We start from the raw sequence: 25,908 nt of genomic DNA on the forward strand, positions 1-25,908 counted from the left end.
ATCGTGTATCCCTTCTCGACAAAGAGAAGACACGCTACACCAAACCTGCTCGGGCTGAAGCCGCTTGAAGCTACGGGCGCATCCGTTCATGCGATTGCCCTGGTCAACCCCCTATCCGAGCGTTTCAGCGTGCCGGCAGATGCGTTATCTGAGCCTTGCCAGACATCGAGCGGGCGCCGGAAGACCTACTGCACCGCGCCGGCCGATTGCCGTATAAGGGGGCAGGATTTTTCCAAGTAAGTGCGAGCCATACAGAAACCGATGAAGACACCCAAACGCCTTGAGTCCCTGGTCGAAGACGGCCTGATCGACGAAGTCCTGCGCCCACTGATGAGCGGCAAGGAAGCAGCCGTGTACGTGGTGCGCTGCGGCCGCGAACTGCGCTGCGCCAAGGTCTACAAGGAGGCCAACAAGCGCAGCTTCCGTCAGGCCGCCGAATATCAGGAAGGCCGCAAGGTGCGCAACAGCCGCGATGCACGAGCCATGGCGCGGGGCAGCAAGCACGGGCGCAAGGAGCAGGAGGAGGCCTGGCAGAACGCCGAAGTGGCCGCGCTCTACCGCCTCGACAGTGCCGGCGTGCGCGTGCCCAAACCCTACGACTTTCTCGATGGCGTGCTGTTGATGGAAATGGTCACCGGCGCCGACGGCGATGCGGCGCCACGCCTGAACGATGTCGACCTGAGGCCCGAGCAGGCGCGCGAATACCACGCTTTCATGATCCGCCAGGTAGTGCTGATGCTCTGTGCCGGCCTGGTGCACGGCGACCTGTCCGAGTTCAACGTGCTGCTTGGCCCGGACGGGCCGGTGGTGATCGATCTGCCGCAGGCGGTGGATGCGGCGGGCAACAACCATGCGTTTCGCATGCTCGAGCGCGACGTCGCCAACATGAACGCCTACTTCGGCCACTTCGCCCCCGAATTGCTGGCGTGCAAGCATGCCAAGGAGATGTGGGCGCTGTACGAAGCCGGCAAGCTAGCCCCGGCGAGTGAGCTGACCGGCGAGTTCGAGGAGCCGGAGGAAGAGGCCGATGTCGAGGCGGTGATGCGCGAGATCGACGCCGCACTGGCCGACGAGGCGCGCCGCAAGGCGGCACTGGAGACGGAGGATGCTCCGGCACAGCACGAGGAGCCGACACCGCCATGGCTGCGGAGATAAGCTGACGGCGGTACGGCCGCAGACCGGCAACCCGCACAGCGCTTCCCTGCCGGTCGAGGCCGTTGGATGATCGCCCGATACCTTTTGGTGAGTCATTCCCATGCGCCGAATCCAGCAAACCCTTGTCGCCGCACTGCTGTGCGGCTGCTCCCTCGCCGGCGCCACCAATCAAGCGTCCGCCAGCCAACCGGATGCACCGCTGTCCACCATCGACGCGCTCGACCTGCCGCGCTACATGGACACTTGGTACGAAATCGCCAGGTTTCCCAATTGGTTTCAGAAGAAATGCGCCGGCTTCACCCGCGCCGACTACAGCCTCAAACCCGACGGCCGCGTGCAGGTGATCAACCGCTGCCGGCTGCAGAACGGCGAGTTGAACATCGCCCTCGGCACCGGTCGGCAGATCGGCGACAGCCAGTCACCGAAACTCGAGGTGCGCTTCGCCCCGGCCTGGCTCTCCTTCATCCCGGCCATCTGGGGCGACTATTGGGTCATCGACCTCGACGAGCACTATCAACTGGTCGCCGTGAGCGAACCCAGGCGGGAGTACCTGTGGATATTGTCCAGAACGCCCCGGGTCGAGCGGCAGGCGTGTCAACGAACGTTCAGACTCGAGGATCTCCCGTTTGCCATGCACCCAGCGGGGCTCGATCCGGTTCAGCCACGGGCTCTTGCTCGGCAAGCGGCAGGCTACGATCCGCACGCTACCCTCGGCCTTGCCCCGGCGATTGTGCGCTCCGATCCAGGCCTGTACCCGATGGCTGACGTGCCAGCTGGCGTTGTCCCAGATCATCAGCAGCGCCGTCTTGCCCTCGTCCGCCAGGCGCTCGCAGACCCAGGCCAGGAAATCCTCGGTCACCTGGCTGACCGGGCGCCCCCTTGACGAAGCGCAGCAGCATCTGTCCCGTCTCGGCCCACAGCAGGCCATGCAAGGGGCGGACACTCGTGGGGCGATGCGACTTCGCCGTCAGACAGGCCAGCCCCTCGGCGGCAAAGGCCCGCAAGGTGTTGCGCAGCGTTTGCGAGGCACAGCAGAACAGGCTGGCGATTTCTGTGGCGATCTTGCCGTCGGCGCTGGCCAGCAGGATTTGGCAGCGCTGCAGGGTGAAGGACTCACGGGCACGCAGACCGACCTGCAGGGCCTGCCGCTCGCCGGTACTCAAGGGGCGAACGAATAAAGGTGCTTTCATGGGCCATGGCATCGCCCGACGCCACATTTTTCACAACCACATCCATGAAACTTCCGCGGTGGTCGAGCTGATGTCGCTGGTTTCCCTGGGGTTGCGCCTTTCGCTGCATGCCGCCGCGCGCCAGATGGACAACCTGCCCGTATCGCTGGCGGCGCTGTACGACAAGGTCAAGCGTACCGAGCCCGCCTTGCTGCGGGCCCTGGTACAGGGCAGCGCCCAGCGCCTGGAGCCGATCGTCCCGGCCCTGGGCACGGTCACCCTGGCGCCGCATCGAGTTGCGCCTGGATCGGCCGACGGAGTCGGGCGAGTCCGTGCTCTGGCTCTGGAGCAATCTGCCGGCCGGGATCGGTGCGCAGCAGATTGCCGACCTGTACCGTCGGCGCTGGCGTATCGAGGGAATGTTCCAGCGCCTGGAGTCGGTCCTGCAGAGCGAGATCCGCAGCCTGGGCCATCCCCTGGCGGCGCTGCTGGGGTTTGCCGTGGCGGCGCTGGCCTGCAACCTCCTGGCGGTGCTCGAGCGCAGTGTCGAACAGGCCCATCGCGAACAGCTTCCCGAGGGCTGGGAGGCGTCCCCCTACCACTTGGCGGTCCAGGTCAGAAGCCGTTACGGATGCTCGCCGCACTGCCGGTAGAGCACTGGCCCGCCTGGGCCGACGACTCGGCCAGCACACCGGCACAGCGCCTGTTGGAACTGGCACGGCACATCAAGCCCCGCCAGGTGGCCACCAGCAAGCGTGGCCCCAAGGTGAAAAAGATCAGGAACTGGGTCGATGGCGCCACGGCCCGCGCTCATGTCTCTACGGCCCGTGCAATCAAAGCCTCGAAAGGCAAAAGACCTTGAAAGGGCTGGCTCTAACGCCCAAGCTCAGCCGCGGCCTTGACGCCGCGAAGCGGCGGCAAGGCCGTCGGCTGGAGCGCCTGGTTGGGGCTGACTAAGGCTTCCTTGCCAGAAGAAACTCTGAGAGAACATTTATACCTACCCCTCCAGCGACCGCCGGGAATAACACAAGCCAGATAGCACCAGATGTGCGCAACTGGGTGAAAACACCATCTGTGACCTTGCCCTGTTTGTATAGCTGTTCGGCTATCGCAACGAGATCGTTTAACAAACCGATCATCAGGGCAGACAGGCCAATGAGGATGAGCGCGCTGAAAAAATTGCTGATGCGCCAAGGCTCTCCTCGATTCCGGTGAATGAAGCTCATGGCGCCGAGACTCGGGACAACCCCGACAATCCAGCCAACTACGTTGATGAGCTGACCTGCTTCCATGTGCTCTCCCTTTAGCCCCAACGCCAATATTCAGCGGCCGCCTTTACGGAGCGGAGCGTAGAAAAGGCGGTCCGGTGGAGGCCTGTTAGGGCCGGAACGTACTGGAATGACTGGTTATGTGCTCTCGTCGAACATCGCATTCAGAATACCGTACACCAGCTCATGCATGTATGAATTGCCGCCAAGATGGACAAGTTCGTTGTCCCCGCTCTGAAACGTCAGGTATGGATGAGCCTCGCTACCATCGAAGCTGACTTCTGAGACGCCATCAATCATGCAGGCTACTTCAAAGGCCACTTTCCCGGTTGTTTCTTTCAGCACATCCCCTTTAAGGCCAGCAGCTTCCAAATGGTCAGCAACCCTGGCGATCATTTCGCCAGTCAGAATCTCTTGTTGCTCCAGAAAAGAGCCCGCATTTACTGATATTTTCATGTTCTCAAACACACATAACTACAATTAGGGAAATCCTTATATGGACGCCTCCTGGAACTCAAGAGGTAGGCCAGCTGGCGTTCAGGTAGGAGCAGTCTTATATTCGGCCTGTTTGTGCAGGCCGAAAAACCTGCTGGCCCTGATGGAATCCGCCGACGAGGCCCTCATCTGAAAATCGAGCTGAGGGCAGCGCCCATAGCTCATATTCCCTACCAGGTTTACCCCGTCACGGTCTGACCTGTTCCGCCATCACGTGCTTACCGCCTGCGCTCCTTGTGAAGCCTGTTGGTTGCCGTTTCTCAATGCCCTGCAGGGCATGCGGTAAAGCGCTCGACCCGGTACGGAGAGCCCTTGGCCAGCACGGCCCACAGGGTTCGGGCCAGCTTGTTGGCCACCGCGGCGACCGCCACGTTGTAAGGCCGCCTGGCCAGCAAGCGCTCAAGCCACCCGGATTTCTGGCTCCTGGCGAGGATCGAGCGGGCGCCATGCGTCAACAGCATGCGCAGGTAGCTGTCGCCGCGCTTGCTCAGCCCCAGTTGTCGGACTCGACCGCCGGTACCGGTCTGCCGGGGAACCAGTCCCAGCCAGGCGGCGAACTGTCGGCCGGAACGAAAGGTCGTCGCGTCTCCCAGCGAGGCAACCGCGGCGGTGGCCGTCAATAAACCGATGCCGGGGATCTCTGCAATTTTCCGGCAGTCGGGGTTCTCGCGCAGGCAGCGCTTCAGGCGGAGTTCGATCACCCGGATTTCCTCCTCCAGTCTGAGCACCCGCGCCCACTGCTCGCGCAGGCTCTCCAGAAGTACAGGAGGAACCTGATTTTCCGCCTCGGCGAAGGCTTCCGGCATAGCCTTGGACAAGGGGGCATACCCCTCTGGCAGCACAATCCCAAACTCGTAAAACAGTCCACGCAAGCCATTGCTCTGCATGATGCGAAACTTCAGCAGCTGGGCACGGATACGGTGCAGCGAGAGGATGGCCTGCTGGTCCGCCTGCTTGATGGCGACCCGGCAAGCGCCGGGCTGCTGTACCGCTGTCCAGATGGCCTGGGCGTCAGCCGCATCGGTCTTGTTGCGCAGCACGAAGGGACGGACCGAGCGAGGGGCCAGCAGTCGCACCTCATGCCCATGCTGCCGAAGCTGACGTGCCCACCAGTGGGCACTGCCGCACGCCTCAATCGCCACCAGGCAGGACTGACGCTGGGCGAAGAACGCCAGGACGTCCTCGCGCCGCAGCTTGATGCGCTCGATTTTTCCCGAGAGCGGATCAACGGTATGCAACTGGAAAACCTTCTTGGCGATGTCCATGCCAATCACGCTATGTTTCATGATGGATCCTCCTGTTCAAGTGATGCTTGCTACTCACACGCTTCACTTTGGCACTCCGATGCCGAGCAGCGAGGATCCTCTATCGATGTAGAGGTGCTGCGGTCGGCCCGCTGCCGGGGGGAGGCGTCCATACCATCTGAAAAAGACTTTCCGGATCTGTTGAAATACGCCCATCCCGCCCTGCGAGTTGTCCGCTGAAGCAGTTGTCCTTCGCCGATGCCGAATACGCCGGCAAGCGCAAGCAGACCCGCCGCGAGCGCTTCCTGCTCGAAATGGACCAGGTGGTGCCCTGGCAGGGGCTGATCGCCCTGATCGAGCCCCACTACCCGAAGGGCGAAGGCGGTCGGCCAGCCTACCCGCTGGCTGCCATACTGCGCGTGCACCTGATGCAGAACTGGTTCGGCTACAGCGATCCGGCGATGGAGGAGGCGCTGTACGAGACGCCCCTGCTGCGCCGGTTCGCCGGCCTGGGGCTGGAGCGTATCCCGGACGAGACGACCATCCTCAAGTTCCGTCGCCTGCTGGAGAAGCATGAGCTGGCCGGGGGCATCCTGGAGGTGATCAACGGCTATCTGGGCGATCATGGGTTGTCGCTGCGCGAGGGCACCATCGTCGATGCCACGCTGATCCATGCACCGAGTTCGACGAAGAACAAGAAAGGCAAGCGCGATCCGGAAATGCATCAGACGAAGAAGGGCAACCAATACCACTTCGGCATGAAGGCGCACATCGGCGTCGATGCCGAGTCGGGGCTGATCCATCACGTGGTGGGTACGGCGGCCAACGTGGCGGATGTCACCCAGGTCGACAGGCTGCTGCATGGCGAGGAAAACCTGGTCGGTGCCGATGCCGCCTATGTCGGCGTCGAGAAGCGGCCGGAGCATGCCGGGCGGAAAGTCGTCTGGCAGATCGCGGCCCGCCGCAGCAGCTACCGGAAGCATGGCAAGGGCAGCGTCCTGTACCGGGTCAAGCGCCGGATCGAGAAGGCCAAGGCGCAGGTGCGGGCCAAGGTCGAGCATCCGTTCCGGGTGATCAAGCGCCGGTTCGGTTACGTCAAGGTGCGCTTCCGCGGCCTGGCGAAGAACACGGCACAACTGGTGACGCTGTTCGCCCTGTCGAATCTGTGGATGGCACGAAAACATCTGCTGGTTGCAGGAGAGGTGCGTCCGTAATAAGGGAAAACACCTTGCCAAATGCTCTTCGGGGCGGAAAATCAAACCTGTATTGACACACGAGCCTGCGTTTCTGTCCTTGGCGAGCAGGATAGGAGCAAAAGTCAGGACTATTTCAGACCATCCTTAGACACCAAGTGGTGCATAACTACCCGAACGAGTGTGGTGTATAACATTTCTGGCTATTGCGGCGCTCCCTGTCCAGAATTACTTGACCACTACAGATGCGCTGGGAACTCTGGGGAGTTATACACCACGAAAAACAACTCCCCTTCCCCGTCCGTCATACCCACCCCCACCGCAACAAATGAAAAAAGATCGGCGCCGCGAAGCACACCGAGTCCAGCCGGTCGAGCATCCCTCCGTGGCCTTCGATCATGTGGCCCCAGTCCTTCACGCCGCGGTCGCGCTTGATGGCGGACATGACCAGGCCGCCGAAGAAGCCGAGCAGGGTGATGACCAGGGCGATCAGCAGGGCCTGCCAGAAGGCAAACGGGGTGATCCAGTAGAGGGCGGCGCCGGTCAGGGTCGCGAGGGCGATGCCGCCGGCGAAGCCTTCGACGGTCTTCGAGGGCGACAGGCGCGGGGCGATCCGGCGTTTGCCGAACAGCTTGCCGCAGACGTACTGCAGTACGTCGGAGATCTGCACCACCAGCACCAGCCAGGCGATCAGCAGCAGGTGGCGGCCCTCGAAGCCGGGGATATCCAGGGTCAAGAGCGCCGGCACATGGGAGATGCAGAACACCGCGATCATCATGCCCCACTGCACCTTGGCCGTGCGTTCGAGGAAGTGCGAGGTGTCGCCGCCCAGCGAGGCGAGGATTGGCAGCAGGAGGAACACGTAGACCGGGATGAAGATGGAGAACAACCCGTACCAGTCGACGGCAATCAGCAGGTACTGCAGCGGCAGCACCAGGTAGAAGGCCGCCGCTAGAGCCGGATAGTCGCTGCCGCGGGTCGGTGTCAGAGTGATGAATTCGCGCAGGGCGAAGAAGGACACGGCACAGAACAGCAGGATCACCGCGCCGTGGCCGAGCCAGAAAGCGCCGCCGAGTACCGCGACCATCACCCACCAGGCGTTGATCCGTGCGTTGAGGTTGTCGATCACCGGGTTGGCGACACCGCGGCAGCGCCACTTGAGGATAAAGCCGATCAGCGAGGCCAGCGCCAGCAGGGCGCCGATACCGGCGAACAGGGAAAGGGTGTTGGCTTGCATTCAGTCGGCCTCCGCGGCCAGGTTCAGCAGGGCGTCGCGGGCACGGGCGAGGAAAGCCTCCTTACGCTCGTCGACACCGATGATCAGGGGCGTGCCGAAGATCACCGTGCACAGCAGCGGCAAGGGCAGGATGCGCCCCTTGGGCATCACCCGGTTGAGGTTGGCGATCCACACCGGCACCAGCTCGACCTGCGGGCAGGCGCGGGCGAGGCGGTAGAGGCCACTCTTGAACGGCAGCAGGCCGTCTTCGAGGTTACGCGTGCCCTCGGGGAAGAGGATCAGCGAGTCGCCGCAGGCCAAGGCGTCGAGCATCGGCTGCAGCGGATTGCCGTGAGCATCGCGGCGCTTGCGGTCGACCAGCACGCCGAGGAACACCCGGTGGATCAGGAAGCAGCGCAGCGCGCCCTGCTGCCAGTAGTCGGCACCGGCGACCGGACGGGTGCGCGCGCGCAGGGCCGGCGGCAGCGACGACCAGAGCAGGACGAAGTCGGCGTGGCTGCAGTGGTTGGCGAAGTAGATGCGCTGCTTCTTCTCCGGGGCGCAGCCACGCCACAGGCTGCGCGCGCCGGTGAGCAGGCGGGCAAAGCTGGTGATCGGCCAGGCCAGCAGGCGCTGCATCCGGGAGGGGCGCGGCCGCGGCGCGGGGATGGCGGGCAGGTCTTCGCCGGGCGGGGGGATGTGCGGGTCGTTCATTGTCTTGCTCCTTGCTGGCGATGCGTGCGGGAGACAGAGGTGCAGTCTTCAGCGGCAAGCCCTGCTGCCCTCTCCCCCTGCCCCTCGGCTTTGGCTTCCTGCGTCGCTCTCTCCTGCATCCCTGCAGTCGTCTCCCGCACGCGGGCGAGGGGGGCAAGCCGCTCAGGCCGTCTCGGCGAGCCCCCGGCGCACGCGGTTGACCAGGGTCCAGAGCAGCAGGACGGCGATCAGGATGAGCAGGCCGTCGATCCAGACGCTCGGCAACAGGCCGGTGGCGACGCCCGCGCCGAGCACACCGAAGCAGAAGGCACGATCGCTCTTGCCCATCGGCCCGTCGTAGCGCCGCGTGGCGCCGGCCAGGGGACCCATGACGCCGGCATATTCGACGATCACCGCGAGCAGGGTCACCCCGATCACCGCCAGCGGCGTCACGTCCGGCAGCAGGGCGAAAGGCAGGAACAGCGCGCTGTCGGCAATGACGTCGCACAGCTCGTTGAGGTAGGCGCCGAGGCGCGACTGCTGGCCGAACTCGCGGGCGAGCATGCCGTCGATGGCATTCAGCGCCATGCGCAGGAACATCCACAACGGGATCAGGGCGAACAGCCTGGCATGCTCGGCCAAGGCGGCGACCAGCGCGCCGACCAGCACGGAGATGCCGGCGGCGGCGAGGGTCACCTGGTTGGCGGTGACGTCGTGCTCGAACAGGCGCCGCACCAGGGGGCGCAGCAGGTTCTGGAAGCGCGGCTTGAGCTGGTAGATGGAGGGCATGGGGCAGGATCCGTTGCCGGGGCTGGCGGAAAGTTAGCGCACGATAGCCGCCTTGCCCAGCCTGTGTCGATGCTCCGCGCTGCGCCTATTCCGCGCGCCTGCGCAGCACCCCGTAGACCGGCCGCCAACTGGCCGGCAGGCCCTGGGGCTGGCGGAAGCGCTCGTAGGCCTCGACCAGCGCCAGCACCCGCGCGCGGCCGGTGAGGCCGTCCGGGCGGCCGGGATTGAGGTTGTGCGCGCCGAGGGTCTTGAGCTCGTGGGTCAGCTGGCGCAGGTCGCGGTAGTGCAGCACCCGTGTCTCCCGGCGCAGTTCGAGGGTTTCGAGACCGCAGGCGGCGCACAGCCGCTGGTAGTCCTCGAAGCGGCGGAAGCGGTTGACATGGACGAAGCCGTCCACCGCCTGCCAGCTGTCCTGCAGCTCCTGCAGGGTGCCGGCGCACAGGCTGCTGAAGGCGAAGATGCCACCCGGGCGCAGCGTCCGGCGCGCCTCGGCGAGCACGGCGGCGAAGTCGCCACACCACTGCAGGGCCAGACTGGAGAACAGCAGATCCTGGCTGGCACCGGCCAGCGGCAGACGCTCGGCATCGCCGCAGACGAAGTGCGTCGCGCCACCCCGCGGCCGGGCGTGGCACAGCATGCCCTCGGCGAGATCCAGCGCCATGCCCTGCCCCTTGGGGAAACGCTCGGCCAACGCCCGGGAGAAATACCCGGTGCCGCTGCCCAGATCTACCCAGCGCTGCGCCCGCAGATCGGCCGGCAGGCGGGCCAGCAGCTCGCTGCCGACCGCACGCTGCAGCCCGGCCACGTCGTCGTAGCTGGCCGCGGCGCGGGAGAAGGAGACGGCGACCTGGCGCTTGTCCGGCAATGGGCTCTGGGAAATCTCAGTCATCGCCGGCCTCGCGGATGAAGGTGGCCAGCCGCGCGGCCAGCGCCTGCGGCTGCTCGAGGACGAAGGCATGGCCGGTTCCGGCGACCCGCTCGACTGCGCCGCGCCGCAGCAGGGCCTGCAAGGGCTCGGCAGCCGCCGCCGGAACCAGGGCGTCCGACGCGGCCAGCAAGTGTAGCTGCGGGCCGGCGAAACCCGCCAGCGCCGCCCGGTTGTCCAGCGCGGCCAGTACCTCCAGGCCGGAGAGCCGTTGCGCCGCCTCCTGCGCCGGGATGCCCTGGCTGAGCTGGCGCGACAGGCCGCGGGCCTCGGCGCAGCCCTGGCTGCAGAGCAGCGCGAAGCGCTTGAGAGTGGCGGCGGCATCCTGGGCGCAGCCGTCGCGGAAGGCGGCGAAGGTCGCCATGCTCATCGCCGGCGACCAGCCTTCGCGGGCGACGAAGCAGGCATTGCTGGCCAGCGTGAGCAGTCCGCGGCAGCGTTCGCCACGGCGGGCGGACAGGGCGCTGGCGAGCATCCCGCCCAGCGACCAGCCGCCAAGCCAGACATCCTGCAGCAGGCGGGCGTCCAGTTCGGCGAGCCAGGCTTCGGGATCGCCGTCGGCCAACGCTGGCAGCTCGGCCAGCTCGACGGCCAGCCCCTGTTCGCACAGCGCGCCGGCCAGCGCCTCCAGGGCGGCCGGGCCGAGGCCCCAGCCGGGCAGCAGGACCAGTCGGTTCATCCGCGCCCCTCCGGCAGCGGCGGCAGCAGCGCCTGGCACTCGTCCAGCGCGGCGAGCAGGCGGTCGACCTGTTCCTCCGAGTGGGCGGCGGAGAGGGTCACCCGCAGCCGCGCGGTGCCAGCCGGCACGGTGGGCGGGCGGATGGCGCCGACCAGCAGGCCACGCTCGCGCAGCAGACGGGAATATTCGACGACGCGGGCGTTGTCTCCGATCAGCAGCGGCTGGATCGGCGTCGGGCTGTCCATCAGCTCAAGGTCCAGTTCGACGGCGCCCTGGCGGAAGCGGGCGATCAGGCGGTTCAGGTGCTCGCGGCGCCAGCCTTCGCTGCGTAGCAGCTCGAGGCTTTTCAGGGTGGCGCAGGCCACTGCTGGCGGCTGGCTGGTGGTGTAGATGTAGGGACGGGCGAATTGGATCAGGGTCTCGATCAGCTCCTCGCTGCCGGCGACGAAGGCCCCGGCGGTGCCAAAGGCCTTGCCCAGGGTGCCGACCAGCACCGGCACGTCATTTAGCCCCAGGCCGAAATGCTCGACGATGCCGCCGCCAGTCGCACCCAGCGGGCCGAAGCCGTGGGCGTCGTCGAGCATCAGCCAGGCGCCCTTCTTGCGCGCCGCGGCGCAGAGCGCCGGCAGCTCGGCCAAGTCGCCATCCATGCTGAACACCCCGTCGGTGACCACCAGGGTGTTACCCGTGGACTTGTCCAGGCGGCTGGCAAGGCTCGCCGGATCGTTGTGCAGGTAGCGCGAGAAGCGCGCCCCGGAGAGTAGCCCGGCATCCAGCAGGGAGGCGTGGTTGAGGCGGTCTTCCAGCACCGTGTCGCCCTGCCCCACCAGCGCGGTGACGGCGGCGAGGTTGGCCATGTAGCCGGTGGAGAACAAGAGCGCGCGCGGGCGGCCGGTGAACTCGGCGAGCGCCTCCTCCAGCTGATGGTGGGGCGTGCTGTGGCCGATCACCAGGTGCGAGGCGCCGCCGCCGACCCCCCATTGCGCGGCGCCGTCCTGCAGGGCGCGAATCACTTCGGGGTGGTTGGCCAGCCCCAGGTAGTCGTTGGAGCAGAAGGCCAAAAACGGCCGACCGTCGACGACCACCTCCGGCCCCTGCGGGCTGTCCAGCAGCGGGCGTTGGCGGTAGAGGTGCTCGGCGCAGCGGGCGGCGAGGCGGGCGGAGAGATCGAAACTCATTGGGCTGTCCGCAGGAGTAAGGGACGGTGGATGACCGCAAGCGGGTCATCCACCCTACAGACAGGTCTCGGCCTGCGTAGGGTGGATGACGCTTTATCCATCCACCAGGCGAGGGATCAGGCCGAGGTGGCGTCGTAGAACAGCGCGCTGTTCTTCTGCTCGATCAGCGCCTGCTCGATGGCCGCCTGGTGCACCTCATCGGCGTGCCCCTGGCGCTCCTCCGGCTGGATGCCGAGGCGGGCGAACAGGCGCATGTCCTTCTCCGCCTCGGGGTTGCCGGTGGTCAGCAGCCGCTCGCCGTAGAAGATCGAGTTGGCGCCGGCGAAGAAGGCCAGGGCCTGCATCTGGTCGTTCATCTCCGAGCGGCCGGCGGAGAGGCGCACGTGGGATTTCGGCATCATGATCCGCGCCACGGCGAGGGTGCGGATGAAGTCGAAGGGATCGACGTCCTCGGCGTTTTCCAGCGGGGTGCCCTTGACCTTGACCAGCATATTGATCGGCACCGACTCCGGGTGCTCCGGCAGGTTGGCCAGCTGGATCAACAGGCCGGCGCGGTCGTCGAGGGACTCGCCCATGCCGAGGATGCCGCCGGAGCAGATCTTCATCCCCGCCTCGCGCACGTGGGCCAGGGTTTCCAGGCGCTCGGCGTAGGTGCGGGTGGTGATGATGTTGCCGTAGAACTCCGGCGAGGTGTCCAGGTTGTGGTTGTAGTAGTCAAGGCCGGCGGCGGCCAGCGCCTGGGTCTGCTCGCGGCTCAGGGTGCCGAGGGTCATGCAGGTCTCAAGGCCCAGGGCCTTGACGCCCTTGACCATCTCCAGCACATAGGGCATGTCCTTGGCCGAGGGGTGCTTCCAGGCGGCGCCCATGCAGAAGCGAGTGGAGCCGATGGCCTTGGCATCGGCGGCGGCCTGCAGGACCTTCTGCACCTCCATCAGCTTGGCCTTGTCCAGCCCGGTGTTGTGATGGCCGGATTGCGAGCAGTACTTGCAGTCCTCCGGGCAGGCGCCGGTCTTGATCGACAGCAGGGTCGACACCTGCACGCGGTTGGGGTCGAAGTGCTGGCGGTGCACCATCTGCGCCTGGAACAGCAGATCGTTGAACGGCAGTTCGAACAGCGCCCGGACCTCGGCGAGAGTCCAGTCATGGCGCAGGGCTGAGGCGACAGTGGCGCTCATGGGGTTCTTCCTTGCAAAAAGGGCCCGGGCGGGCGGGCGTTCGGTCTTGGGGGCCGCAACCTGCTAGAGTGCATGGTCCGACATGGATGGGTGAAATATTTAGGGAAGCTCCATGCGCTGTCAACCGTACTCATGAATCCGGTTTACAATTGGATAAAAAACAACCAACACTGCCTGCTGTGCGACGAGTCGGCCGAAACCGGTCTGCCGCTCTGCGGCAATTGCGAGACCGAACTGCCCTGGCTGGGCGCGCACTGCGCGGTCTGCGCCCTGCCGCTGCCCGTGGCGGGACTGGTCTGCGGCGCCTGCCAGAAGCACCCGCCGGCCTTCGCCCGGGTGGAAGCGCCCTGGCGCTATGCCTTCCCCGTCGATACCCTGATCGCCCGCTTCAAGCATCAGGCGCGCTGGCCGCTGGGCCGGCTGCTCGGCGAGCTGCTCGCCCGCCATCTGCAGCATGCCTTCGCCGAGGGCCTGGCGCGCCCGGACTCCCTGCTGCCGGTGCCGCTGGCCAGGGGCCGGCTGCGCCGGCGCGGCTTCAACCAGGCGGCGATGCTCGCCCGCTGGCTGGGCGGGCCGCTGCAACTGCCGGTGGATGAAGAACTGCTACTGCGCCCGCAGGACACCCCGGCGCAGCAGCGGCTGGACGCCGCCGAACGCCGGCGCAACCTGCGCCAGGCCTTCGCCCTCGCCGATCCGGCGGCCCTGGCCGGCCGCCATGTGGCGCTGGTCGACGACGTGTTGACCACCGGCGCCACCGCCGAAGCCCTCGCCCGCCTGCTGCGCGCGACCGGCGCGGCGCGGGTCGACGTCTACTGCCTGGCGCGCACGCCCCGCCCGAGCGAGAGCTGATCCCTCGCCCTGCAGGGTAGGCGCCAGCGTGCTGGCGATGCTCCTTGAGGCCGGCCGATCGCCAGCACGCTGGCCTCTGCACAGATACAGTCCACCTGCGTAACCGCTAGACTGATGGCCATATTCTTCGGAGTTCCCCATGAGCCATCCTTTCGATTCCCTCACCCCCCACCTGGTCCTCGACGCCGTGGAGAGCCTCGGCTACCTCAGCGATGCCCGCGTGCTGGCGCTGAACAGCTACGAGAACCGGGTCTACCAGGTCGGCATCGAGGATGGCGAGCCGCTGATCGCCAAGTTCTACCGGCCGCAGCGCTGGAGCGACGCGGCGATCCGCGAGGAGCATGCCTTCAGCCTGGAGCTGGCCGACTGCGAGGTGCCGGTGGTGGCGCCGCTGCGGAAAGACGGCGAAACCCTGTTCGAGCACGCCGGCTTTCGCTTCGCCCTGTTTCCGCGGCGTGGCGGTCGGGCGCCGGAGCCGGGCAACCTGGATCAGCTGTACCGCCTCGGTGGCCTGCTCGGTCGCCTGCATGCAGTGGGTGCGAGCCGGCCGTTCGAGCATCGCGAGGAGCTGACGGTGGCCAACTTCGGCCATGACTCGCTGGCCACCCTGCTCGACGGCGGCTTCGTCCCGAAAAGCCTCCTGCCGGCCTACGAGTCGGTCGCCCGCGACCTGCTCGCGCGCCTCGACGCGCTGTTCGCCGTCACCCCCTACCAGGCGATCCGCATCCACGGCGACTGCCATCCGGGCAATCTGCTGTGCCGCGACGAGACCTTCCATATCGTCGACCTGGACGACTGCCGCATGGGTCCGGCGGTACAGGACCTGTGGATGATGCTCGCCGGCCCGCGCCACGAGCGCCTCGGCCAGCTCGCCGAACTGATGGACGGCTACCAGGAATTCCACGACTTCGAGCCGCGCCAACTGGCGCTGATCGAGGGGCTGCGCGCCCTGCGCCTGATCCACTACAGCGCCTGGCTGGCGCGCCGCTGGGACGACCCGGCGTTCCCGCCGAGCTTCCCCTGGTTCGGCAGCGAACGCTACTGGGGCGACCAGATCCTCACCCTGCGCGAACAGCGAGCGGCGCTGGATGAGGAGCCGCTGCGGCTGTTTTGAGGCGGGGGCCTGGCATTTCAGGCCCTCCCCCATCCACGCGAAAAAAGGCGGTGCATGGCCCCCCACGGGAAAGGATCCGCACAAAACGGACAGACGACCTTCGAACCTGCCCCCTAGAATCGGCGGCCTTGTCAGCTGCCGATCAGGACAATCGCATGCATGCCGCCGACCCGCGCCGCGGGTATCTCCTGGGCCTCAGCGCCTATGGCCTGAGGGGTCTGTTTCCCCTGTATTTCAAAGCCCTCGAAACCATTCCCGCCACCGCTGGCTCTCGCCTGGCTGCTGCTCAGCCCCGCCGCGGTCAATGTCCAAGCCGGCTTCTGGAGCGGCAGCCATGCACTCTGGCTGGCCGCCGCCGGCCCCGTCACTCTGGTGCCGCTGCTCTGCTTCAACGCCGCTGCACGGCATCTGCCCTATGCCACCCTGGGTTTCCTGCAATACCTGGCGCCAACCCTGGTGCTGCTGCTGGCGGTGTTCGTCTACGACGAGCCGCTGGAGCCGGGCAAGCTGCTGGCCTTCGTCTGTATCTGGCTGGGCCCGGCGGTCTACAGCCTGGATATCTGGCGCCAGCGGCGTCGAGTGCCGGTCACGCCATGAACCTGTACGTTTTTCGTGCGATCCGCTGCAGGCCAGGCGCCGTCCGGCCTGCGGCCAGCGTTCCCAAGCTTATCCACAGAGGCATTCACGCCCGCTGTGCACAAGGCACCGGAATCGCTCATTTTTCGATCAGAACCCGGCAGCCCCCGGCCGGCCTGGCGCAGCGGCCGAGCTCCCCAGGTTATCCACAGCACTGTCCAGCCGATCTGGGGATTAGCTGCCTGCCTGCTTGTTTCCATGCCGGGAAGTACGGGCGATGCTGACCGTGAATGTGGGGCCGCTGGCCCTGCCCGTGCCGCACCTGCTGCTGATCGGCAGCCTGCTGCTGGCCCTGCTGACCGGCTGGTGGGTCGGCCGCGCCAGCGCGCGCAATCCCGAGCCGCAGCTGTTCCGCCTGCTCCTGGTCGCCCTGCTGGTGGCGCGCCTGGCCTTCGTGGTCGGCTATTTTGAGCACTATCGCGACGAGCTGTGGCGGATGGTGGATATCCGCGACGGCGGTTTCATCGCCTGGCCCGGCATGCTCGCCGCGCTGCTGCTGGGCGCCTGGCAGGCCTGGCGCGACCGGGCGCTGCGCAGGCCGCTCGGCCTGGCGCTGGCGGTCGGCGTGCTGGGCTGGGGTTCGGGCAACCTCGCCTGGCATTCTGTCGAGCGGGACACGCGACTGCCCCAGCTGGCGCTGCACGATGCACGCGGCACGCCGGTGAAGCTGCACGACTATCTGGGCCAACCGCTGGTGATCAACCTCTGGGCCACCTGGTGCCCGCCCTGCCGGCGGGAAATGCCGGTGCTGGCCGAGGCACAGGCCCGGGACAGCGGGCTGACCTTCCTGTTCGTCAACCAGGGCGAAGGGGCCGGCGAGATCGAGCGCTTTCTCGCCGCCGGCGGCCTGGACCTTGAGAATGTGCTGCTCGACAGCGATGGCCACCTTGGCTGGCAGGCCGGCTCCCGGGCCCTGCCCACTACCCTGTTCTATGACGCCGAGGGCCGCCAGATCGGCAACCACCTCGGCGAACTGTCCCGCGCGAGCCTGGCCCGCGCCTTGGAAACACTGCAAGAGGATACCCAGCCATGATGCGTTGCAAGCGCCTCTCCTTCCTGCTGGCAGGCCTGAGCCTGCTGGCTCTGCCGGTAGCGGCCCTGCGGGCCGAGGAGCTGCCGGCCCCGATCAAGGCGGCCGAGGCCCGCGGCGCACAAATCGTCGGCACCTTCGATGCGCCGGGCGGCCTGAAGGGTTATGCCGCCCGCTACAACGGCCAGGGCATGGCGCTCTACCTGACCCCTGACGGCCAGCACGTGCTGATCGGCAACCTGCTCGACGCCGAGGGCCAGGATCTGACCCAGGCGCAATTGGAAAAGCTGGTCTACGCGCCGCTGGGCAAGGAGATGTGGGCGCGCATGGAACACAGCAGCTGGATCGCTGACGGCAGCGCCGACGCGCCGCGCATTGTCTATTTGTTCTCCGATCCGAACTGCCCCTACTGCAATATGTTCTGGAAACAGGCGCGGCCCTGGGTCGAGTCCGGCAAGGTGCAGCTGCGCCACATCATGGTCGGCATGCTGCGCGCCGACAGCGCCGGCAAGGCCGCTGCGCTACTCTCGGCCAGGCAGCCGGAAAAAGCGCTGCACGAGCATGAAGCCGCCGGCAAGGCCAGCCCGCTCAAGGCGCTCAAGGCGATTCCGGCACAGACCGGCAAGCGGCTGGAGGACAATCTCGAGCTGATGAGCACCCTGGGGGCGATGGCGACCCCGGCGATCTTCTACCTGGACGAGAAGGGCCGCCTGCAGCACCAACAGGGGGCCCCCGGTCCGGAGGCGCTGGTGCAGATCATGGGGCCGAAATAGGCCGTCATGGCCCCCAGCCAAGGCCCTAATCTTCCGGGCGCATGATCAGCTCCACCATCAGATCGTCGGCCAGGGTTTCCAGACGCTGCTGCAGAAGGTCCAGCGACAGCTCCATGGGCACCGCCAACTGGGCCTCGGCATGGAACAGCAGTTCGCTGCTCATCGGCGCCGGCGCCACCTCGGTGTCCAGGCTTTCCAGATTGACGCCGTGCTCGGCGAGCAGGCGGGTGATGTCGCGCACGATGCCGGGGCGGTCGTTGCCGACCAGCTCCAGCTGGATCGACCGCCAGGCGCTGGCCGGCTCGGCGCCGCTCGGCGCCAGCAGCACGCGGATGCCCTGGCCCTCCATCGCCTGCAGCGCGCCGGCGAGATCGCCATGCGCCGCCTCGGGCACGGCTATCCGCAGGATGCCGGCGAACTGCCCGGCCATGCGGGCCATGCGGCTTTCCAGCCAGTTGCCGCCATGCTCGGCGATGCACTGGGCGAGTTGCTCCACCAACCCCGGCTTGTCTTGGGCGATTACCGTCAGTACCAGATGATCCACTATCGTCTCCTTCTGCTGGCGGGCACGCGTCCCGTCTCGTTAGCGGCGAACGCACCCATCTGCCAGACTCGCTTCCCGGAAAGGATGGCAAGGGCGAAAGGCGCGTCTCCGGAGTATAGGCAGGGCGCCGCTTTCCAGCCGTCTTGCAAAAGCGTTGCGCGCCCCTGACGGCGGCAATGCCTCGCTCTATGACTTTCGTCGTAGGCCGCCTCCTGCAACGCAGATTTCCCTGCAGCCTTTATGTAGTATTCTTCGCAGCACACTACAAAACGAACGGGCGCCGTCCCGGTGCGATCCGGAATTCAACTGAAAACGAGGCAAACATGACCGAGCGCGTTCAAGTCGGCGGCCTGCAAGTCGCCAAAGTCCTGTATGACTTCATCAACGGCGAAGCCATCCCCGGCACCTGCGTCGATGCCGCCGCCTTCTGGGCCGGCGCCGCCAACGTCATCCACGACCTGGCCCCGAAGAACCGCGCCCTGCTGGCCAAGCGCGACGAACTGCAGGCGAAGATCGACGCCTGGCACCAGTCCCGCGCCGGCCAGGGCCACGACGCCGTGGCCTACAAGGCCTTCCTGCAGGAAATCGGCTATCTGCTGCCGGAGCCCGAGGATTTCGTCGCCAGCACCGTGAACGTCGACGACGAGATCGCCCGCATGGCCGGCCCGCAGCTGGTGGTGCCGATCATGAACGCGCGCTTCGCCCTGAACGCCGCCAACGCCCGCTGGGGATCGCTGTACGACGCCCTGTACGGTACCGATGCCATCCCAGAAGAAGGCGGCGCCGAGAAGAGCCAAGGCTACAACAAGGTCCGCGGCGACAAGGTCATCGCCTTCGCCCGCGCCTTCCTCGACGAGGCCGCGCCGCTGGAAGGCGCTTCCCACGTCGACGCCGCCGGCTATCGCATCGAAGGCGGCAAGCTGGTCGTCGCTCTCAAGGGCGGCAACGGCACCGGCCTGCAGAACTCAGCCCAACTGGTCGGCTTCCAGGGCGAGGCGAGCGCGCCCAAGGCCGTGCTGCTCAAGCACAACGGCATCCACTTCGAGATCCAGATCGACCCGGCCAGCCCGATCGGCCAGACCGACGCCGCCGGCGTGAAGGACGTGCTGATGGAAGCCGCCCTGACCACCATCATGGACTGCGAAGACTCCGTGGCCGCCGTCGATGCCGACGACAAGGTCATCGCCTACAAGAACTGGCTGGGCCTGATGGAGGGCGACCTGGCCGAGCAGGTCAGCAAGGGCGGCAGCATCTTCACCCGCACCATGAACCCGGACCGCGATTACACCGCAGTGGACGGCGGCGCCCTGACCCTGCACGGCCGCTCCCTGCTGTTCGTGCGCAACGTCGGCCACCTGATGACCAACGACGCCATCCTCGACAAGGACGGCAACGAAGTGCCGGAAGGCATCCAGGACGCGCTGTTCACCAGCCTGATCGCCCTGCACAACCTCAAGGGCAACACCAGTCGCAAGAACAGCCGCACCGGCTCCGTGTACATCGTGAAGCCGAAGATGCACGGCCCCGAGGAAGTCGCCTTCACCAACGAGCTGTTCGGCCGCGTCGAGGACGTCCTCGGCCTGCCCCGCAACACCCTGAAAGTCGGCATCATGGACGAGGAGCGCCGCACCACCGTCAACCTCAAGGCATGCATCAAAGCCGCCCGCGAGCGCGTGGTGTTCATCAACACCGGCTTCCTCGACCGCACCGGCGACGAGCTGCACACCTCCATGGAGGCCGGCGCGATGATCCGCAAGGGCGACATGAAGAACGCCGCCTGGATCAAGGCCTACGAGAACTGGAACGTCGATGTCGGCTTGGCCACCGGCTTGCCGGGCCGCGCCCAGATCGGCAAGGGCATGTGGGCCATGCCCGATCTGATGGCTGGCATGCTCGAACAGAAGATCGCCCACCCCATGGCCGGCGCCAACACCGCCTGGGTGCCGTCGCCGACCGCCGCCACCCTGCACGCCCTGCACTACCACAAGGTCGACGTGTTCGCCCGCCAGGCCGAGTTGGCCAAGCGCGAACGCGCCTCGCTGGACGACATCCTGAGCATCCCGCTGGCCAAGGACACCAACTGGAGCCCGGCGGAAATCCAGCAGGAGCTGGACAACAACGCCCAGGGCATCCTCGGCTACGTGGTGCGCTGGATCGATCAGGGCGTCGGCTGCTCCAAGGTGCCGGACATCAACGACATCGGCCTGATGGAGGACCGCGCCACCCTGCGCATATCCAGTCAACACATCGCCAATTGGCTGCGGCACGGCGTGTGCAGCGTCGAGCAGGTCATGGAAACCATGCAGCGCATGGCCCTGGTGGTGGACCGCCAGAACGCCGCCGACCCGTTGTATCGCCCGATGGCACCGAACCTCGACGACAGCGTCGCCTTCCAGGCGGCCGTCGAGCTGTGTGTCGAAGGCACCAGGCAGCCGAACGGCTACACCGAGCCGGTGCTGCACCGCCGGCGTCGCGAATTCAAGGCCAAGAACGCTCTCTGAACCCCTCCGGCAGGGATGCTGGCCCCGGAGCGCCAGCCGGCGCTCCACCCCGCGTCGCGCACTCCACTTCTGCTTCCCCGGCGGGACGGTGCGCGGCGCACTCTCCCCCCGCTCATCTTTCCTCGCCTCTCTCCCGCCCGGGATGCGCCACCGACACTGGCCGGAAAACCGCACCTTCCCTGCCTGCCGTCAATCGCCGTTGCCCTGCCTGCGGTGCCGCGGTCGCTGCTCGCGTGTCAGAATTGAAGACGGACATCCAGCCCTTCAAGGAGAACGACAGATGAGCAAGACGGACGCCTTCGCCGAGGCCGGCAAGACCGCGGTCATGCAGAACATCCAGGGCACCATGCAATTCCTCCTCCAGTATCCGCCGTTCGACCAGATGGAAAGCAGCCACCTGACCTATCTGGTAGAGCACTGCCGGCTGCGCTTCTATGCGGCGGGCGACTCCATCATCAAGCCGGCCGACGGGCGGGTCGAGCACCTGTACATCATCAAGCAGGGCCATGTCTTCGGCCAGCGCCCGAGCCTCTCCGGCAACGGCATCGACACCACCATGGAGGTCGCCCCGGGCGAGTGCTTCCCGGTGGCGGCGATGGTCGGCGAACGGCCGACACGCACCGACTACATCGCCGCCGAGGACACCTTCTGCCTGCTTCTCGAACGCCAGGCCTTCGCCAAGCTGCTGACCAGCTCCGACCCGTTCCGCGACTTCGCCCTGCGCGGGGTCAGCAGCCTGCTCGATCTGGTCAACCAGCAGGTCCAGCTCAAGGCGGCGGAAACCCTCGGCGCGCAGTACTCGCTGGATACCCGGCTGGGCGAGCTGGCGGCGCGCCGCCCGGTCGCCTGCACCGCCGGCACCAGCCTGCGCGAGGCGGTGCGGCTGATGAACGAGCAGCAGGTCGGCAGCCTGGTGATGGTCGATGCGGCCGAGTACCCGATCGGCATCTTCACCCTGCGCGACCTGCGTCAGGTGATCGCCAACGGCAGAGGCGACCTCGAGCAGCCGCTGGACGAGCTGATGATCCCCGATCCGGTCCGCCTGCCGCCCTCGGCTACCGCCTTCGATGCCGCCCTGACCATGACCCAGCGGCACATCGCGCACATCTGCCTGGTGGAGGACGACCGCCTGGTGGGGGTGATTTCCGAGCGCGACCTGTTCTCCCTGCAGCGCGTAGACCTGGTGCACCTGGCACGCACCATCAGCAGCGCCAGCAGCGTGGCCGTCCTCGCGGCGCTGCGCGGCGACATCGCCCACCTGATCGACAACATGCTTGCCCACGGCGCCAGCCCGGCGCAGTTGATCCACATCATCACCCAGCTCAACGACCACACCCTGTGTCGGGTGATCGAGCTGATGCTCAAGAAGCACGGCGACCCGGGCATGCCCTTCACCTGGCTGGCGTTCGGCAGCGAAGGACGCCGCGAACAGACCCTGCACACCGATCAGGACAACGGCATCCTCTTCGAGGCCGACAGCCCCGCCGAGGCCGAAGCCATTCGCCAGCGCCTGCTGCCGCTGGCCCGCGCGATCAATCAGGCCCTCGACCAGTGCGGCTTCAGCCTGTGCAAGGGCAACATCATGGCCAGCAACCCCGAGCTGTGCCTGTCGCGCCAGGAATGGACGCGCCGCTTCAGCGGCATCATCCAGTCGCCGAACGCCGAGAACCTGCTCCGCTCGACGATCTTCTTCGACCTGCGCGCGGTCTGGGGACCGACCCAGAGCTGCCGGGAACTCGCCGACAACCTGCTGGAGATGATCGCCGAGAACAGCCTGTTCCAGCGCATGATGGCCAGCAACGCCATGCAGCATCGCCCGCCGATCGGCCGCTTTCTGCGCGACTTCGTGGTAGCCAGCAAAGGCGCGGAGAAGGACACCCTGGACCTCAAGGTGGAAGGCCTGACGCCCTTCGTCGACGGCGCGCGCATCCTCGCCCTCGCCCACGGCATCCACGACAGCAACACCCTCGAGCGCTTCCGCCAGCTGGCGGCAAAGGGGGTGATCGAGGCCAAGGACGCGGCGTCCTACGAGGAGGCCTACCACTTCATCCAGCTGATCCGCATGCAGCATCACCAGCGCCAGCAGCGCGAAGGCCGCAGGCTCGGCAACCGCCTCGATCCCGATACCCTCAACAGCCTCGACCAGCGCATACTGCGGGAATCCTTTCGCCAGGCGCAGCGCCTGCAGAACCGATTGAGCATGCGATACCAGCTATGAATCCGTTCACCTTCCTGTCCTCCCTTGGAACCGGCAGGCCGCTACTCGACGACGGGCAGCGGCGGCGCCTGCGACGTCTGCCGACGGCGCCACACATGGACAGCCGTCCCCTGCACGTCCAGCGTTTCGTGGTGCTCGATCTGGAAACCACCGGCCTCAACGTCAACCGCGATATCGTCCTGTCGATCGGCGCAGTGCTCATCGAGAAAGATGCCATCGATCTGGCTTGCCAGTTCGAGTGCATCCTGCAGCGCAGGGTGAAGACCGTCACCGAAAGCGTGCTGATCCACGGCATCGCCCCCAGTGCCCTGGCCGGCGGCACCGCTCCGGCCGAGGCGCTGCTGCAGTTCATGGAGTTCGCCGGCGACTGCGTGTTCCTCGCCTTCCATGCGCCCTTTGACCAGCGCATGCTGGGCCGCGCGCTGAAGGACGAACTGGGCTACACGCTGCGCCATCCGTTTCTCGACATCGCCGACCTGGCGCCCATGCTGTTTCCCGAGGCCTTCGTCCACCCCGGCGGACTGGACCAGTGGATCGACTACTTCAAGCTCGACATGCCCCAGCGCCACCATGCCGCGGCCGACGCCCTGGCCACCGCCGAGATCGCCCTGATCCTGTTCAACCGCGCCCGGCGCAAGGGCCTGGACAACGTTCACGAACTGGGCCAGCGCCTCGGTCGCTGGCATCGCTCGCGCCGCGCTGCCCGTCACTCGATCTGAGCCCAACGGCCCACCTCCGCCTCTGCGCGACAATCTTTCCCGCATGCAAAAAAAACCAGCGCCGCCAGGGCGCTGGTCTTCCTGCTGCAGGTCAGACGATCAGTGGGCGATGGCGGCACCGGCACCGCGCGGGATGCGGATGTCCTCGATCAGCTCCTGGATCTGCGCCGGCGGCGGGGCGGTGATCATCGACACGACATAGGTCACGATCACGTTGAAGATCATGCCCAGGGTGCCGATGCCTTCCGGAGAGATACCGAACCACCAGTGCTGGGCATTGTCCAGCGACGGGTTGACGAACTTGAAGTAGACGATGTAGGTGAAGGTGAACGCCAGACCGACGATCATGCCGGCAATCGCGCCCTGCTTGTTGGCCCGCTTGGAGAAAATCCCCAGGACGATGGCCGGGAAGAACGAGGCCGCGGCCAGACCGAAGGCGAACGCCACCACCTGGGCGACGAACGCCGGGGGGTAGATACCGAAGATACCGGCGACGACCACCGCCACCGCCGCGGCGATACGCGCCGCCAGCAGCTCCTGCCTCTCGCTGATCCTCGGCATCAGCGTGCTCTTCAGCAGGTCGTGGGAGATCGAGGTGGAGATCACCAGCAGCAGGCCGGCGGCGGTGGACAGCGCGGCGGCCAGACCGCCGGCGGCGATCAGGGCGATCACCCAGCCCGGCAGATTGGCGATTTCCGGGTTGGCCAAGACCATGATGTCGCGGTCCACGTACAGCTCGGTCGCGGCCGGGGTGGGGGTGTTGGTCACCTTGCGCTCGCCATGCTCGCCGGGTGCCTTGTCGAACGCCGGGGCACCGGCGAAGGGCATGCCCGGGCCGTACTGGATCTTGCCGTCGTCGTTCTTGTCCAGCCAGGCAACCAGACCAGCGGTCTCCCAGGTCTTGAACCAGCTCGGCACCTCGGAATAGCTCACGCCCGGGATGCTGGTCAGCAGGTTGGTGCGGGCGAAGGCGGCCACGGCCGGTGCGGTGGTGTACATGATGGCGATGAACAGCAGGGCATAGGCTGCGGAACTACGCGCATCGCGCACGGTCGGCGTGGTGAAGAAGCGCACGATCACGTGCGGCAGACCTGCAGTACCGACCATCAGCGCCATGGTGATGAAGAACACGTCGATGGTGGACTTGGTGCCGTCGGTGTAGGTGTTGAAGCCCAGCTCGGTGCCCAGGCCGCTCAGCTTGTCCAGCAGGTAGGTGTCGGTGCCGGTCACGGTGCTGCCGAAGCCCAGCTGCGGGATCGGGTTGCCGGTTAGCTGCATGGACAGGAAGATCGCCGGCACCATGTAGGCGAAGATCATCACGCAGTACTGCGCCACCTGGGTGTAGGTGATGCCCTTCATGCCGCCGAGCACAGAATAGAAGAATACGATCGCCATGCCGATGATCACGCCGGTGTTGATGTCCACTTCCAGGTAGCGGGAGAACACAATGCCGACACCGCGCATCTGCCCCGCCACATAGGTGAAGGAAATGAAGATCACACAGATCACCGCCACCAGACGCGCGGTCGACGAATAGTAGCGTGCACCGACGAAGTCCGGCACGGTGAACTTGCCGAACTTGCGCAGGTAGGGTGCCAGGCACATGGCCAGCAGCACGTAGCCGCCGGTCCAGCCCATCAGGTAGACGCTGCCATCCAGTCCGACGAAGGAGATGATGCCCGCCATGGAGATGAAGGACGCCGCCGACATCCAGTCCGCGCCGGTGGCCATGCCGTTGAGTACCGGGTGCACGCCCTTGCTGGCCACGTAATATTCGCTGGTGGACCCGGCACGGGTGTAGAGCGCAATGCCGATATACAGCGCGAAGGTCACGCCGACGAAGAAATAGATCAGGGTTTGGGTATCCATGCTCGGCGCCTCAGTCTTCGTGGAAGTCGTGTTTGCGGTCGAGCCGATTCATCTTCCACACGTAGAAGGCGATCAGGCCGAGGAAACCGAAGATGGATCCCTGCTGGGCGAACCAGAAGCCGAGCGGGAAGCCGAAGAAACGGATGGCATTGAGCTGTTCGACGAACAGGATGCCGCAACCAAACGAGATCACGAACCAGATGGCCAGCAGCGTCAACATCAGCCGCAGGTTGTCTTGCCAGTAAGCCTGTGCGGCATCTTGCGGGGAGTGAGGCATACCAATGTACTCCTAATTGTTTTTGTTATGGCCTAATGAAACTAGCATGACTTGACAAGCCCGCATTGCGACTTTGGTATAAGCCGCAAGTGCCGTAAAGAGCTTGACCCACCCGAAGCCCCTCCCCTTAAGGACAGGCCTTTCCCTGCGCCAGCCCACGGCCTGCACTATCGGGCGAAACGCTGTGGCCCGCCCCGCT

23 protein-coding genes and 5 pseudogenes are annotated in these 25,908 nt (G+C 66.2%); 13 read left to right on the plus strand and 15 right to left on the minus strand.

All coding sequences use genetic code 11. The features are described from left to right. From ACYVD0_RS12110 to ACYVD0_RS12120, 3 genes and pseudogenes are all read left to right on the plus strand, one after another. Window positions 1–240 (plus strand): hypothetical protein (locus ACYVD0_RS12110; RefSeq protein WP_460427043.1); only part of this gene is annotated, 240 nt, incomplete at its 5' end. Window positions 241–261: 21 nt separating this feature from the next. Next, entirely contained in the window at window positions 262–1,155 is an 894-nt protein-coding gene (locus ACYVD0_RS12115; protein WP_460427044.1) for a PA4780 family RIO1-like protein kinase, read from the plus strand. Between the two features lie 100 nt (window positions 1,156–1,255). Continuing rightward, window positions 1,256–1,744, plus strand: a pseudogene (locus ACYVD0_RS12120) (lipocalin family protein); the annotation flags it as partial. Window positions 1,745–1,816: 72 nt separating this feature from the next. Here ACYVD0_RS12120 and ACYVD0_RS12125 read toward each other — a convergent pair. Further along, window positions 1,817–2,083: pseudogene (locus ACYVD0_RS12125) on the minus strand (hypothetical protein); the annotation flags it as partial. Window positions 2,084–2,159: 76 nt separating this feature from the next. After that, a pseudogene (locus tag ACYVD0_RS12130) lies at window positions 2,160–2,372 on the minus strand (hypothetical protein); the annotation flags it as partial. Window positions 2,373–2,397: 25 nt separating this feature from the next. Between ACYVD0_RS12130 and ACYVD0_RS12135 the strand changes: the two are divergent. After that, window positions 2,398–3,186, plus strand: a pseudogene (locus ACYVD0_RS12135) (transposase); the annotation flags it as partial. Window positions 3,187–3,277: 91 nt separating this feature from the next. Here ACYVD0_RS12135 and ACYVD0_RS12140 read toward each other — a convergent pair. The 3 genes from ACYVD0_RS12140 to ACYVD0_RS12150 form a co-directional block, all read right to left on the minus strand. After that, window positions 3,278–3,616 carry a hypothetical protein gene (locus tag ACYVD0_RS12140; RefSeq protein ID WP_460427045.1) on the minus strand — a complete coding sequence of 113 codons (339 nt, stop codon included), beginning with the start codon at window positions 3,614–3,616 and terminating at the stop codon, window positions 3,278–3,280. A 114-nt stretch (window positions 3,617–3,730) separates the two neighbouring features. Beyond that, window positions 3,731–4,048 (minus strand): hypothetical protein, encoded by a 318-nt coding sequence (locus tag ACYVD0_RS12145; RefSeq protein WP_460427046.1) that lies wholly within the window; start codon window positions 4,046–4,048, stop codon window positions 3,731–3,733. Window positions 4,049–4,347: 299 nt separating this feature from the next. After that, window positions 4,348–5,373, minus strand: coding sequence for an IS110 family RNA-guided transposase (locus ACYVD0_RS12150; protein WP_460427047.1), 1,026 nt, complete (start codon window positions 5,371–5,373; stop codon window positions 4,348–4,350). Window positions 5,374–5,567: 194 nt separating this feature from the next. Here ACYVD0_RS12150 and ACYVD0_RS12155 point away from each other — a divergent pair, with 194 nt between their 5' ends. Beyond that, window positions 5,568–6,545, plus strand: coding sequence for an IS5 family transposase (locus ACYVD0_RS12155; protein WP_460427078.1), 978 nt, complete (start codon window positions 5,568–5,570; stop codon window positions 6,543–6,545). 283 nt (window positions 6,546–6,828) lie between these two features. On the opposite strand, the gene ACYVD0_RS12160 is transcribed toward ACYVD0_RS12155, so the two are convergent. The 7 genes from ACYVD0_RS12160 to bioB all read right to left on the minus strand — a co-directional run bounded on the left by ACYVD0_RS12160 (window position 6,829) and on the right by bioB (window position 13,179). Further along, on the minus strand, window positions 6,829–7,761 hold the full coding sequence (locus ACYVD0_RS12160; RefSeq protein ID WP_460427048.1) for a phosphatidate cytidylyltransferase: 933 nt from the start codon (window positions 7,759–7,761) through the stop codon (window positions 6,829–6,831). Then, on the minus strand, window positions 7,762–8,379 hold the full coding sequence (locus ACYVD0_RS12165; RefSeq protein WP_460427079.1) for a lysophospholipid acyltransferase family protein: 618 nt from the start codon (window positions 8,377–8,379) through the stop codon (window positions 7,762–7,764). It abuts the gene before it with no gap. 237 nt (window positions 8,380–8,616) lie between these two features. Next, complete coding sequence (locus ACYVD0_RS12170) at window positions 8,617–9,222, minus strand: CDP-alcohol phosphatidyltransferase family protein (RefSeq protein ID WP_460427049.1); 606 nt, start codon at window positions 9,220–9,222, stop codon at window positions 8,617–8,619. A gap of 85 nt (window positions 9,223–9,307) precedes the next feature. Continuing rightward, window positions 9,308–10,111, minus strand: a complete 804-nt coding sequence (gene bioC, locus ACYVD0_RS12175; RefSeq protein ID WP_460427050.1) for a malonyl-ACP O-methyltransferase BioC — start codon at window positions 10,109–10,111, stop codon at window positions 9,308–9,310. Then, window positions 10,104–10,826: an alpha/beta hydrolase family protein gene (locus ACYVD0_RS12180; RefSeq protein WP_460427051.1), complete on the minus strand. Its 723-nt coding sequence runs from the start codon at window positions 10,824–10,826 to the stop codon at window positions 10,104–10,106. Before ACYVD0_RS12180 ends, bioC begins: the two co-directional genes overlap by 8 nt. Then, complete coding sequence (bioF, locus tag ACYVD0_RS12185; protein ID WP_460427052.1) at window positions 10,823–12,004, minus strand: aminotransferase class I/II-fold pyridoxal phosphate-dependent enzyme; 1,182 nt, start codon at window positions 12,002–12,004, stop codon at window positions 10,823–10,825. The genes ACYVD0_RS12180 and bioF overlap by 4 nt, the downstream gene beginning before the upstream one ends. A 116-nt stretch (window positions 12,005–12,120) precedes the next feature. After that, window positions 12,121–13,179 (minus strand): biotin synthase BioB, encoded by a 1,059-nt coding sequence (bioB, locus tag ACYVD0_RS12190; protein ID WP_460427053.1) that lies wholly within the window; start codon window positions 13,177–13,179, stop codon window positions 12,121–12,123. A gap of 132 nt (window positions 13,180–13,311) precedes the next feature. Here bioB and ACYVD0_RS12195 point away from each other — a divergent pair, with 132 nt between their 5' ends. From ACYVD0_RS12195 to dsbG, 5 genes and pseudogenes are all read left to right on the plus strand, one after another. After that, window positions 13,312–14,028, plus strand: a complete 717-nt coding sequence (locus ACYVD0_RS12195; protein ID WP_460427054.1) for a ComF family protein — start codon at window positions 13,312–13,314, stop codon at window positions 14,026–14,028. A gap of 139 nt (window positions 14,029–14,167) precedes the next feature. Next, window positions 14,168–15,142 carry a stress response kinase A gene (locus ACYVD0_RS12200; protein ID WP_460427055.1) on the plus strand — a complete coding sequence of 325 codons (975 nt, stop codon included), beginning with the start codon at window positions 14,168–14,170 and terminating at the stop codon, window positions 15,140–15,142. A 261-nt stretch (window positions 15,143–15,403) separates the two neighbouring features. Continuing rightward, window positions 15,404–15,739 (plus strand): annotated as a pseudogene (locus ACYVD0_RS12205) (EamA family transporter); the annotation flags it as partial. A gap of 256 nt (window positions 15,740–15,995) precedes the next feature. Further along, window positions 15,996–16,811 (plus strand): TlpA family protein disulfide reductase, encoded by an 816-nt coding sequence (locus ACYVD0_RS12210; protein WP_460427056.1) that lies wholly within the window; start codon window positions 15,996–15,998, stop codon window positions 16,809–16,811. Next, complete coding sequence (gene dsbG, locus ACYVD0_RS12215; RefSeq protein ID WP_460427057.1) at window positions 16,808–17,581, plus strand: thiol:disulfide interchange protein DsbG; 774 nt, start codon at window positions 16,808–16,810, stop codon at window positions 17,579–17,581. Before ACYVD0_RS12210 ends, dsbG begins: the two co-directional genes overlap by 4 nt. Before the next feature lie 25 nt (window positions 17,582–17,606). On the opposite strand, the gene ACYVD0_RS12220 is transcribed toward dsbG, so the two are convergent. Continuing rightward, window positions 17,607–18,125, minus strand: coding sequence for a glycine cleavage system transcriptional repressor (locus tag ACYVD0_RS12220; RefSeq protein WP_460427058.1), 519 nt, complete (start codon window positions 18,123–18,125; stop codon window positions 17,607–17,609). Window positions 18,126–18,448: 323 nt separating this feature from the next. On the opposite strand from ACYVD0_RS12220, the gene ACYVD0_RS12225 reads away from it, so the two are divergent. From ACYVD0_RS12225 to ACYVD0_RS12235, 3 genes are all read left to right on the plus strand, one after another. After that, window positions 18,449–20,626, plus strand: a complete 2,178-nt coding sequence (locus ACYVD0_RS12225; protein WP_460427059.1) for a malate synthase G — start codon at window positions 18,449–18,451, stop codon at window positions 20,624–20,626. A 280-nt stretch (window positions 20,627–20,906) separates the two neighbouring features. After that, a complete protein-coding gene (locus ACYVD0_RS12230; RefSeq protein WP_460427060.1) occupies window positions 20,907–22,844 on the plus strand; it encodes a putative nucleotidyltransferase substrate binding domain-containing protein in 1,938 nt (645 codons plus the stop codon). Next, the gene (locus ACYVD0_RS12235) at window positions 22,841–23,563 is read left to right on the plus strand and encodes a 3'-5' exonuclease (RefSeq protein WP_460427061.1); all 723 of its coding nucleotides are present in this window, start codon (window positions 22,841–22,843) and stop codon (window positions 23,561–23,563) included. Before ACYVD0_RS12230 ends, ACYVD0_RS12235 begins: the two co-directional genes overlap by 4 nt. A 99-nt stretch (window positions 23,564–23,662) precedes the next feature. On the opposite strand, the gene ACYVD0_RS12240 is transcribed toward ACYVD0_RS12235, so the two are convergent. Both ACYVD0_RS12240 and ACYVD0_RS12245 read right to left on the minus strand, forming a co-directional pair. After that, window positions 23,663–25,432, minus strand: a complete 1,770-nt coding sequence (locus ACYVD0_RS12240; protein WP_460427062.1) for a sodium:solute symporter family protein — start codon at window positions 25,430–25,432, stop codon at window positions 23,663–23,665. Between the two features lie 10 nt (window positions 25,433–25,442). Next, on the minus strand, window positions 25,443–25,709 hold the full coding sequence (locus ACYVD0_RS12245) for a DUF4212 domain-containing protein (RefSeq protein ID WP_460427063.1): 267 nt from the start codon (window positions 25,707–25,709) through the stop codon (window positions 25,443–25,445). Between the last annotated feature and the right edge of the window lie 199 nt (window positions 25,710–25,908).

Source organism: Azotobacter armeniacus (assembly GCF_054779355.1).

What these genes read in the sequence shown, in the direction of transcription:
- ACYVD0_RS12150 (WP_460427047.1), bottom strand. Translation starts at nt 5,373, where the DNA reads ATGAAACATAGCGTGATTGGCATGGACATCGCCAAGAAGGTTTTCCAG.
- bioB (WP_460427053.1), bottom strand. Translation starts at nt 13,179, where the DNA reads ATGAGCGCCACTGTCGCCTCAGCCCTGCGCCATGACTGGACTCTCGCC.
- ACYVD0_RS12210 (WP_460427056.1), top strand. Translation starts at nt 15,996, where the DNA reads ATGCTGACCGTGAATGTGGGGCCGCTGGCCCTGCCCGTGCCGCACCTG.
- ACYVD0_RS12140 (WP_460427045.1), bottom strand. Translation starts at nt 3,616, where the DNA reads ATGGAAGCAGGTCAGCTCATCAACGTAGTTGGCTGGATTGTCGGGGTT.
- ACYVD0_RS12160 (WP_460427048.1), bottom strand. Translation starts at nt 7,761, where the DNA reads ATGCAAGCCAACACCCTTTCCCTGTTCGCCGGTATCGGCGCCCTGCTG.
- ACYVD0_RS12115 (WP_460427044.1), top strand. Translation starts at nt 262, where the DNA reads ATGAAGACACCCAAACGCCTTGAGTCCCTGGTCGAAGACGGCCTGATC.
- ACYVD0_RS12195 (WP_460427054.1), top strand. Translation starts at nt 13,312, where the DNA reads ATGAATCCGGTTTACAATTGGATAAAAAACAACCAACACTGCCTGCTG.
- bioC (WP_460427050.1), bottom strand. Translation starts at nt 10,111, where the DNA reads ATGACTGAGATTTCCCAGAGCCCATTGCCGGACAAGCGCCAGGTCGCC.
- ACYVD0_RS12165 (WP_460427079.1), bottom strand. Translation starts at nt 8,379, where the DNA reads ATGCAGCGCCTGCTGGCCTGGCCGATCACCAGCTTTGCCCGCCTGCTC.
- ACYVD0_RS12145 (WP_460427046.1), bottom strand. Translation starts at nt 4,048, where the DNA reads ATGAAAATATCAGTAAATGCGGGCTCTTTTCTGGAGCAACAAGAGATT.
- ACYVD0_RS12245 (WP_460427063.1), bottom strand. Translation starts at nt 25,709, where the DNA reads ATGCCTCACTCCCCGCAAGATGCCGCACAGGCTTACTGGCAAGACAAC.
- dsbG (WP_460427057.1), top strand. Translation starts at nt 16,808, where the DNA reads ATGATGCGTTGCAAGCGCCTCTCCTTCCTGCTGGCAGGCCTGAGCCTG.
- ACYVD0_RS12200 (WP_460427055.1), top strand. Translation starts at nt 14,168, where the DNA reads ATGAGCCATCCTTTCGATTCCCTCACCCCCCACCTGGTCCTCGACGCC.
- ACYVD0_RS12235 (WP_460427061.1), top strand. Translation starts at nt 22,841, where the DNA reads ATGAATCCGTTCACCTTCCTGTCCTCCCTTGGAACCGGCAGGCCGCTA.
- ACYVD0_RS12225 (WP_460427059.1), top strand. Translation starts at nt 18,449, where the DNA reads ATGACCGAGCGCGTTCAAGTCGGCGGCCTGCAAGTCGCCAAAGTCCTG.
- ACYVD0_RS12170 (WP_460427049.1), bottom strand. Translation starts at nt 9,222, where the DNA reads ATGCCCTCCATCTACCAGCTCAAGCCGCGCTTCCAGAACCTGCTGCGC.
- ACYVD0_RS12230 (WP_460427060.1), top strand. Translation starts at nt 20,907, where the DNA reads ATGAGCAAGACGGACGCCTTCGCCGAGGCCGGCAAGACCGCGGTCATG.
- ACYVD0_RS12180 (WP_460427051.1), bottom strand. Translation starts at nt 10,826, where the DNA reads ATGAACCGACTGGTCCTGCTGCCCGGCTGGGGCCTCGGCCCGGCCGCC.
- bioF (WP_460427052.1), bottom strand. Translation starts at nt 12,004, where the DNA reads ATGAGTTTCGATCTCTCCGCCCGCCTCGCCGCCCGCTGCGCCGAGCAC.
- ACYVD0_RS12240 (WP_460427062.1), bottom strand. Translation starts at nt 25,432, where the DNA reads ATGGATACCCAAACCCTGATCTATTTCTTCGTCGGCGTGACCTTCGCG.